The sequence below is a fragment of the Hymenobacter roseosalivarius DSM 11622 genome, from assembly GCF_900176135.1.
Classification (GTDB): domain Bacteria; phylum Bacteroidota; class Bacteroidia; order Cytophagales; family Hymenobacteraceae; genus Hymenobacter; species Hymenobacter roseosalivarius.
Window position 1 is genome coordinate 19,295 of sequence record NZ_FWWW01000090.1, and the last position, 8,092, is coordinate 27,386.

Annotated in this window: 8 protein-coding genes; 5 read left to right on the forward strand and 3 right to left on the reverse strand. The window is 56.9% G+C overall.

The genetic code is table 11. The features are described 5' to 3' along the window. Positions 1–100: 100 nt before the first annotated feature. Both B9A24_RS16285 and B9A24_RS16290 read right to left on the reverse strand, forming a co-directional pair. Positions 101–643 carry a hypothetical protein gene (locus B9A24_RS16285; protein ID WP_084447077.1) on the reverse strand — a complete coding sequence of 181 codons (543 nt, stop codon included), beginning with the start codon at positions 641–643 and terminating at the stop codon, positions 101–103. A gap of 249 nt (positions 644–892) precedes the next feature. Then, positions 893–1,399 (reverse strand): hypothetical protein, encoded by a 507-nt coding sequence (locus tag B9A24_RS16290; protein ID WP_084447078.1) that lies wholly within the window; start codon positions 1,397–1,399, stop codon positions 893–895. A 272-nt stretch (positions 1,400–1,671) separates the two neighbouring features. On the opposite strand from B9A24_RS16290, the gene B9A24_RS16295 reads away from it, so the two are divergent. Continuing rightward, positions 1,672–2,643: an NAD(P)H-quinone oxidoreductase gene (locus B9A24_RS16295; RefSeq protein WP_084447084.1), complete on the forward strand. Its 972-nt coding sequence runs from the start codon at positions 1,672–1,674 to the stop codon at positions 2,641–2,643. Between the two features lie 159 nt (positions 2,644–2,802). Here B9A24_RS16295 and B9A24_RS16300 read toward each other — a convergent pair whose 3' ends face one another. Next, on the reverse strand, positions 2,803–3,918 hold the full coding sequence (locus B9A24_RS16300) for a lactonase family protein (protein WP_200813948.1): 1,116 nt from the start codon (positions 3,916–3,918) through the stop codon (positions 2,803–2,805). A 415-nt stretch (positions 3,919–4,333) separates the two neighbouring features. Between B9A24_RS16300 and ispG the strand changes: the two genes are divergently transcribed. The 4 genes from ispG to B9A24_RS16320 form a co-directional block, all read left to right on the forward strand. Beyond that, complete coding sequence (ispG, locus tag B9A24_RS16305; protein ID WP_084447085.1) at positions 4,334–6,319, forward strand: (E)-4-hydroxy-3-methylbut-2-enyl-diphosphate synthase; 1,986 nt, start codon at positions 4,334–4,336, stop codon at positions 6,317–6,319. Positions 6,320–6,494: 175 nt separating this feature from the next. Then, the gene (locus tag B9A24_RS16310) at positions 6,495–6,950 is read left to right on the forward strand and encodes a WapI family immunity protein (RefSeq protein WP_143434986.1); all 456 of its coding nucleotides are present in this window, start codon (positions 6,495–6,497) and stop codon (positions 6,948–6,950) included. A gap of 86 nt (positions 6,951–7,036) precedes the next feature. Next, on the forward strand, positions 7,037–7,462 hold the full coding sequence (locus tag B9A24_RS16315) for a hypothetical protein (RefSeq protein WP_084447081.1): 426 nt from the start codon (positions 7,037–7,039) through the stop codon (positions 7,460–7,462). A gap of 167 nt (positions 7,463–7,629) precedes the next feature. After that, on the forward strand, positions 7,630–8,092 hold a 463-nt coding region (locus B9A24_RS16320; protein WP_084447086.1), incomplete at its 3' end, for an NAD-dependent epimerase/dehydratase family protein.

Below are 8,092 nucleotides of genomic sequence, written 5' to 3' on the forward strand. Positions count from 1 at the left end.
CGACGAATGCCCCCGCACACATTCCAGCCGAGACAACAGAAGTTGCCTCCCACGGCGAAGGTGTTACGGCAAAAGGCCCACAAGAAGCTGACTTAGACGCTTACGCGGCTGGCGAACCAGCAGCTTTCCGCTGAGCCAAGCGCTGCTCGGCCAAGTGGTTGCTGCCCAACACGATGGTCGCGTAGCCTACGGGCGCTTCGGTGTAGCGCAGGGTTACCTGCTGGCCCAGCCACCAAGAGGTTTGGGCCTGGCCGGGGCTTTGCGACGGGCCATATTGGGCGCTGAGCAGCTCGCGGATACTGCGGCAGTTGGCCTCGCCCATCATGCGCAGTTCGATGTAGTAGAGCTTGTCTTTGTAAAAGCCGTAAGTGATGCCGGTGAGCTTGTGCGAACCTACTTTCAGGTTGTCAGTGAGGTAGTTATAAAAATCAGTCTGGGTGGCGGCATCTGTCCTGACCAGCTCCAGATCACGAAATTTGCTGATGTCGGCCCCGAAGGTGGCCTTGCCGAAGCCGTTCTGACTATCCAGGGCGCGCACTGAGGGTGACGCGGCGCGGGGGGCTTTTTTAGCTTTGGTGTTCTGGGCTTGGCTACCAGGCGCAGACCAGGCCAGTAGACCCAGTATGATAACTAATTTTTTCATAGATAGCCTAGCTTGCTCAAAAGCGAATAATCCACGGATGAGTAAATTTACTATATTCTGGCACTTGATAGCTGCTTTGAGGGGCTTTTTAGCGTAAAATTTGGTTCTTGAGTGCTTTGAAAAGTGTATTGATTGGGTTTTTCCTGAAAAATTGACTCCAGTAACCGGGCTGTAACAGCTGATGGTACTTCGCTGCTGCTCTGCATGACGCGCTTTAGGGTGGAAGAACTACCCGCTCAAACCCGTCGGCTACGGCTTGGGGGTCGGCAGGGCGGAGGGCATGGGGGCGTCGTCGGGGAGGAGCTCGACACCGCTGCCGGCATCGGGGGCGATGATTTTCCAGACGGCGCGCTTGAGCTCGTCGAGGCGGTGTAGGGCATCAGTGACGGTGTCGTAGTTTTTTACCTTCTCAAAAAAGCCGGTTTTGACGCCCACCTGAATCATTTTTTCCAGCACAAAAGGCAAAATCCAGCCCACGACGCTGCTGGCCAGGGCGCCGCGCAAGCCAATGCGCATGAGCAGGCGGGTGGTCATGCGCTTGAGCAGGAGAGCTTTAGCGGCGGGAAGGGCTTTATCGGCCAGGAAGTCGGCGACGAGCTGCGCGTTTCCCTTCTGTATCTCGGCACGTAGTACATCCTGAATCGTATCGAGGGCTGTGCGGGCTACTTTCTGGAACAGCACGCCAGTTTGCCAGGCGCGGAGGCCGGTGGCCCGAGCGGCACTGAAGATGGTCGGAAATAAGTTTATCTTTTTCATAACACAGCAAAAAACGCCTCCCAGACAAGACGGGATAGCACAGCAGCCAAAAGATACGGCGGCTTTTGAATCGAGGCGAATAACTGCGCGCCGCGTTTGGCCGTCCAATGGTGGGTACGGTGCATGGACGCGTATTCGTGTCTGAGCGTTATAACAATCTGTACCGCGCACTAATGATAGCATTAGCGACGATGCAGAGATGCGAATACGCGTCTCTGCATCGTCGCTTGTTAATAATCCACTACCAAACAAAATATATGAATTCAGAGCACATGCAAGCTGTTACAGTTGCTAAGGCAGGTGGGCCGGAGATGCTGCAAGTTAGGCAACAACCAGTGCCTCAGCCCGCCGTCCATGAGGTGCTGGTGCGTGTGCACGCGGCCGGCGTCAACCGTCCCGATGTACTGCTGCGCCAGGGGAAATACGCTGGTAGCGGCGACGTGCAGGGCCTCATTCCGGGGCTGGAAGTGGCAGGCACCATCGTGCAATGCGGCGCAGAAGTAACCCGCTGGCAGGAAGGCGACGCCGTGTGTGCCCTGCTGGCGGTAGGTGGCTACGCGGAATACGTGGCCGTGGATGCCCGCCACTGCCTGCCCGTGCCAGCTGGCTGGAGTTTCATTGAGGCCGCGTCCTTGCCCGAAACCGTGTTTACCGTGTGGCACAACGTATTTCAGCGTGGCCAGCTCCGGGGTGGGGAAACGCTGCTGGTGCACGGTGGCAGCAGCGGCATCGGCATCACGGCCATTCAGCTGGCGCACGCGCTGGGCTCCCGCGTATTCGTCACGGCCGGCTCCGATGAGAAGTGCGAGGCCTGCTGCACCCTGGGCGCCGACCGCTGCATCAACTACAAAACCGAGGATTTTGAGGCGGTGCTGCAAGCCGAAGGGGGCGTAGATGTAGTGCTGGACATGGTCGGCGGCGACTACATCCCCAAAAACCTGCGCCTGCTGCGCGACGACGGCCGATTAGTGTTTATCAACGCCATGCAGGGCGCTAAAGCCGAATTTAATGCCCTGGAAGTCATGCGCCGCCGCCTCACCATTACCGGCAGCACCCTGCGGCCCAGGAGTGCCGGGTTTAAGGCTGCGTTGGCGGCGGAAGTGGAGAAAAACGTGTGGCCACTACTCGCTGGGGGGCTTTTTAAGCCGGTTATCTATAAGGTATTTGAGCTGGATGAAGCTGCGGCCGCGCACCGGCTCATGGAAAGCAGCGCGCATATCGGCAAGATTATGCTGCGGCTGTAACCCCAAGCTCCGGCTTGGGCTGGCGTTGCGGTCGTTGCCTGTAGCGTGAAGCTTGTGCTTCACGTATCGTTATTTAACGAAAAAAATCGTTGCAAAACGCCCCCCAGCAACTTGATCAACGATACGCGAAGCAGAAGCTTCGCGCTACATTCACTTTGGCTAGCCTCGGGTAAAATCGGCTACCACCTGCAGGCACACGGGCGCGGGTACCTGCACCGATTTGCCGGTAGCCGTAAGCTTACCAGTCTGACTATCAACGCGGAAGGTGACGATGTTATTGGTGGCCTGATTGGCTACCAGCACCAGCTGGCCCGTCGGGTCCAGGGTAAAGTTGCGGGGCTTCTGGCCGAGCGTAGGGACGTGCTGCACTAGCGTGAGGCGGCCATTGGTGATGTCAATGGCATACACCACCAGGCTGTCGTGGCCGCGGTTGGAGCCGTACAGGAATTCACCGTTGGGCGACACATGAATATCGGCGCAGGAATTCTCCCCTTTAAAGTCGGGGGGGAGCGTGGTGAGCGTCTGAATTTCCTGGAAAGTACCGGCACCCTCGTCGTAGCGCAGGGCCGTAATAGTCGAATTTAGCTCATTGATGAGGTAAGCCAACTGACCGCCGGGGTGAAACGTGAGATGGCGCGGGCCCGCGCCGGGTGCCGCGGTAAAGGCCGGCGTAGCGGTGGACTCCAGGGCGTTTTCTTTGGCATCGAGCCGGTAGCCGTATACCCTATCGGTGCCCAGGTCTACGGCGAACACGAAGCGGTTGGCCGGATCGGGCAGGATGCAGTGGGCGTGGGGGGCTTTTTGGTTTTTGTGGGGGCCGGAGCCAGTATGCTGCTCCGTATCGGCAATAGGGGCAAGCTCGCCATTGGGCTCAATCGGCAGCAGGCCCACATTGCCCCCCAGGTAGCTGGCCACCAAGGCGTAGCGGTTCGTCTTATCCAGGCTAATGTAGCACGGCGCCGACCCCAGTGCCGACTCCTGATTCAGAAAAGCCAACCCCCCGGTTTTCTGATCAATAGCAAACGCGCTGACGGCCCCGCTGGCTTTGCCCTGAAAGTCAGTGGTTTCGTTAACGGCGTACAGGTGCTCATGCCGGGAGTCGAGAGTGAGATAGGAGGGATTGGCACCGGCTTTGGTGGCCCCCAGGCGGGTAAGAACGCCGGTGCTCACGTTGAGCTTGTACAGAAAAATGCTGTCTTCCTCGGGCTTGGCATACGTCCCGACGTACACTAAGTATTCCTCCTGACTCGGGGGGGCTTTTTCGGCAGTTATCATCGACGCGCAGCTTGAGAGTGCCAAGGGCAATCCCGCCAGCCCGAAACCAGCAACTTGTAGAAAATGACGGCGTGAGCAGGAGGAAGAAGTCATAAAGGCAGGAAGGTAAAAAGTAAGGTTGGGCAAGGTAGGTGGTGGCCGTTAATTTATAAACCATGCCGATGTAGAGACGCGACACTTCGCCTCCCTACATCGGCATGGTGGCTGTAAACTAAATTGCAAAGCGTTCTAAGAAAAGGTGGTCATGCCGCGCTGCGCCGCACAACAAGTTGGACAGTATAGCGCAATAATTGCTTGCTGCTTCTTTCAAAACCCCAAAACCCTCCCGGAAGCCGCCGGCAGCTTGTACCTTTGCCGGGCCGCAACTTTCCCTTCGCCCCGCTGGTTCTCCTGCCAGAAATTTGCCCCCCAGATGATGAATAAAACGTACTGCCCCAGCCTAACCGAGTACCAGCGCCGCTTGTCGCGGGTCGTGAATATCGGCGATGTGCTGCTGGGGGGCAAAAATCCGATCCGGGTGCAGAGCATGACCACCGTGGATACCATGGACACGCTTGGCTCGGTGGAGCAAACCTTGCGCATGGTGGCGGCCGGCTGCGAGTACGTACGCATCACGGCGCCCAGCATGAAGGAGGCCCAGAACCTGCTGGAAATCAAGAAGGAGCTGCGGAAGCGCGGCTGCACCGTGCCACTGATTGCCGATATTCACTTCACGCCCAACGCCGCCGAGCTGGCCGCCCGCATTGTGGAGAAAGTGCGCGTGAACCCCGGCAACTACGCCGACAAAAAGAAATTCGACTTCATCGAGTACACCGACGCCACGTATCAGGACGAGGTAAACCGTATCCGGGAGCGGTTCCGCCCCTTGGTCCAGATTTGCAAGCAGTACGGCACTGCTATGCGCATCGGCACCAATCACGGCTCTTTGTCGGACCGCATTTTGTCGCGCTACGGCGATACGCCGCTGGGTATGGTGGAGTCGGCGCTGGAGTTTTTGCGCCTCTGCGAGGAGGAGGAGTATTACGATGTGGTACTCAGCATGAAGGCCTCCAACACCCAAGTGATGGTGCAGGCTTACCGTCTGCTGGTGCAGAAGCTGGACGAAGAAGGCCTGCAACCGTACCCGCTCCACCTGGGCGTAACCGAAGCCGGCGAAGCCGAAGACGGCCGCATCAAGTCGGCCGTGGGCATCGGGACGTTGCTGGAAGATGGCATCGGCGACACCGTGCGCGTGTCGCTCACGGAAGCCCCCGAAGCCGAAGCGCCCGTAGCCAAAGCCCTAATTGACCGCTACACCACCCGCGCCGCCGACGCCAAACCGATTGCGCCAGTGACGGAAGTGCCCATCGACCCGTTCCAGTATCATCGCCGTATCACGCACGAGGTGCTGAACCTTGGGGGGCAAAATGTGCCTCGCGTGATGGCTGATATCTCGCGGCTGTCGTCGGTGGAATATGCTGATTTGCGCGCCGTTGGGCAGTTGTATTCCGTATTTCTGGACAAGTTTCAGATGAATGACCTGGGCGCCGATTATATCTACAGCGGCCAGCGTCCGGTGCCGTTTATGCTGCCCAATGGCTTGAAGGAAGTAGTAGACTACCAGGCCTGGCTCGATGCGGGCCGCCGCCCCGACCATTTTCCGGTGCTCACCCAGGCCGAATACGCCACCGCCGGCCCTCAGCACACAGAGCTGAATTTTGTGTTTCAGAACCTGGAGTCGCTCACACCGTCGGCCCTCGATCAGCTGCGCGCCGACCCCACGGCTGTCATCATTCTCTACACCGATAACGCCCACGCCATGCCGGAGCTGCGGCGGGCATTCTTCCGACTGATCAATCAGGACGTAACCAACCCGGTTATCATCAACCGCCAGTATTCGGTGCTTACGCCCGAGCAAACCCAGCTCTACGCCGCCACCGACGTCGGCGGCCTTCTCCTGGACGGCCTCGGCGACGGCGTGGTGCTCAGCACCGAACTGCTGCCCGAGCGCGCCAAAGAAGAGTGGCTTCCTACCATCGATCGGCTCAACCAGCTTTCCTTCGGCATCCTGCAGGCGGCCCGCACCCGCATGAGCAAGACGGAGTACATTAGCTGCCCCAGCTGCGGCCGTACCCTGTTCGACCTCCAGGAAACCACCGCCATGATCCGCAAGCGCACCGACCACCTCAAGGGCGTCAAAATCGGCATCATGGGCTGCATCGTGAACGGCCCCGGCGAAATGGCCGACGCCGACTACGGCTACGTAGGCGTGGGCAAAGGCAAAATTGCCCTCTACCGCGGCCAGGACGTCATCAAGAAAGCCGTGCCCGAAGAGCTAGCCGTGGATGAGCTAATTGAGTTGATGCGCGAGGATGGCCGCTGGATTGAGCCCGTGCGGCTGGAGGAGCCGGTAGGAGTATAGTACATTCTCACAATGAAGCTGTTTAGGAAGTCGCCAGGCGGTCATGCTGAGCTTGTCGAAGCATCTCTACCGCCTCGTCAGAGCTGTTCCACGGAGCAGTAGAGATGCTTCGACAAGCTCAGCATGACCGCCTATTTGGCTGGGCCCTTAATATGACGTTCTATTTTATATGGATATGGAAGCTATAGAAGAATTTGCCATTCAAGGAGACAGTGGTGACTTTCTGCGGCTGAGTTTTATTGAAGTATATGGATTCCCAAATTCAACTTGTCCTTGGGGCGGTTATGAGGTACGGGCAACCATACAAATAAAGTCGGGCAATTATCAAGTAGCGTCAACACTGTGGACATCTACAGGTGAAATTTATACCTTCTTCGAAGAACTGAGCAAAAGCAATGAGCGACTAGAAGGTGAAGCTCGACTAAATAATTATGAGCATAACTTAGAGCTTGTCGCACGCTATGATGTAGATGGGCACGTGTCCGTTTTTGGAAAATTTCGGGAGTACAACTCCTGCAAGAACGAACTGCTGTTTGAATTTGAAACCGATCAAACGTACCTCCAAGCTACACTCACAGAGTTAAAAAGGATTGTGGCTAAATACGGAGGAATGAAAGGCATTAAAGTATAGTTGTTTCTTTCCTCTTTTATCTAATGAAAATAGACGCTTTGTAAAAGGTCCGTTATTTGCTTTCTAGGTCGGCTCTACTAGATACCATGAAGAACCTCTTAGTATTGATCCTGGTGTGCCTTATGTGCGCCACCGTTGCGCAGGCTCAGGATATACAGTCTATCGGCAAGGATAGAAAAGCCATCAAGAAGGACGTGCGGAAGCGCGACAGAAAGTACAAAAAGCTGCGCGTGGACATGGCCGCCGACGGCACTGATATCGAGTGGTATCAGGCTGGCGACAAAAATCTGGAAAACGCCATGATTGGGTTCGGCTTCAGAAACGACGTCTGCGTGACCACGCTTACGGCCTTAGCAGACTCGACCAGCCTGTTGAAAATGCAAACCAAGCTAAACGCCCGCAATGTGCAGGCCGACGAGGACGTTTGGGATTCAAAAGATGGCAAGTTCAGAACGAACATCACGACCAGCCCCGGTCAGTGTTACGTAATTACCCGCCGGCGTAAAGAATAATAACCCTGCTCAGAGCAGGAAAGACAGCGTTAGCTACTTGTAATCCACAGGCAGGGACACGAAAGGCAGCAGTTGCCTTTCGTGTCCTTTTTGCTTCGGTGGGGGGCATTTTCAGCCAAGAAACCTGTTGCTTAAAACATCCTGCGCGGTCGAACGTCTACCGTTTCATGAAGATCAGAGCGATACTAACCGGGGCGACGGGCATGGTAGGGGAAGGCGTACTGCACGAATGCCTCAACGACCCCGATGTGGAGCAGGTGCTGTCCATTAACCGCAAGCCCTACGGCGTGACCCACCCCAAGCTGCGCGAAATCGTGCACCGCGACTTCCAGGACTTATCCGCCATTCAGGACCAGCTGGCGGGCTACAATGCCTGCTTTTTCTGCTTGGGCGTGTCGTCGGTGGGAATGAAGGAGCCGGAGTATCGCCGCATCACCTTCGATCTGACTTTGCACTTTGCTACAGCTTTGCTGCAGCGCAATCCGGACCTTACCTTCTGCTTTGTATCGGGCGCAGGCACTGATGGCACCGGGCAAGGCAAGGTGATGTGGGCGCGGGTGAAAGGCCAGACCGAAAATGCCCTGTTGCAGCTACCCTTCAAGCAGGCGTACATGTTTCGCCCCGGCTTTA

Excerpts from the sequence above, each read along its gene's own strand:
- B9A24_RS16285 (WP_084447077.1), bottom strand. The coding sequence starts at position 643 with ATGAAAAAATTAGTTATCATACTGGGTCTACTGGCCTGGTCTGCGCCT.
- B9A24_RS16290 (WP_084447078.1), bottom strand. The coding sequence starts at position 1,399 with ATGAAAAAGATAAACTTATTTCCGACCATCTTCAGTGCCGCTCGGGCC.
- B9A24_RS16295 (WP_084447084.1), top strand. The coding sequence starts at position 1,672 with ATGCAAGCTGTTACAGTTGCTAAGGCAGGTGGGCCGGAGATGCTGCAA.
- B9A24_RS16300 (WP_200813948.1), bottom strand. The coding sequence starts at position 3,918 with ATGATAACTGCCGAAAAAGCCCCCCCGAGTCAGGAGGAATACTTAGTG.
- ispG (WP_084447085.1), top strand. The coding sequence starts at position 4,334 with ATGAATAAAACGTACTGCCCCAGCCTAACCGAGTACCAGCGCCGCTTG.
- B9A24_RS16310 (WP_143434986.1), top strand. The coding sequence starts at position 6,495 with ATGGAAGCTATAGAAGAATTTGCCATTCAAGGAGACAGTGGTGACTTT.
- B9A24_RS16315 (WP_084447081.1), top strand. The coding sequence starts at position 7,037 with ATGAAGAACCTCTTAGTATTGATCCTGGTGTGCCTTATGTGCGCCACC.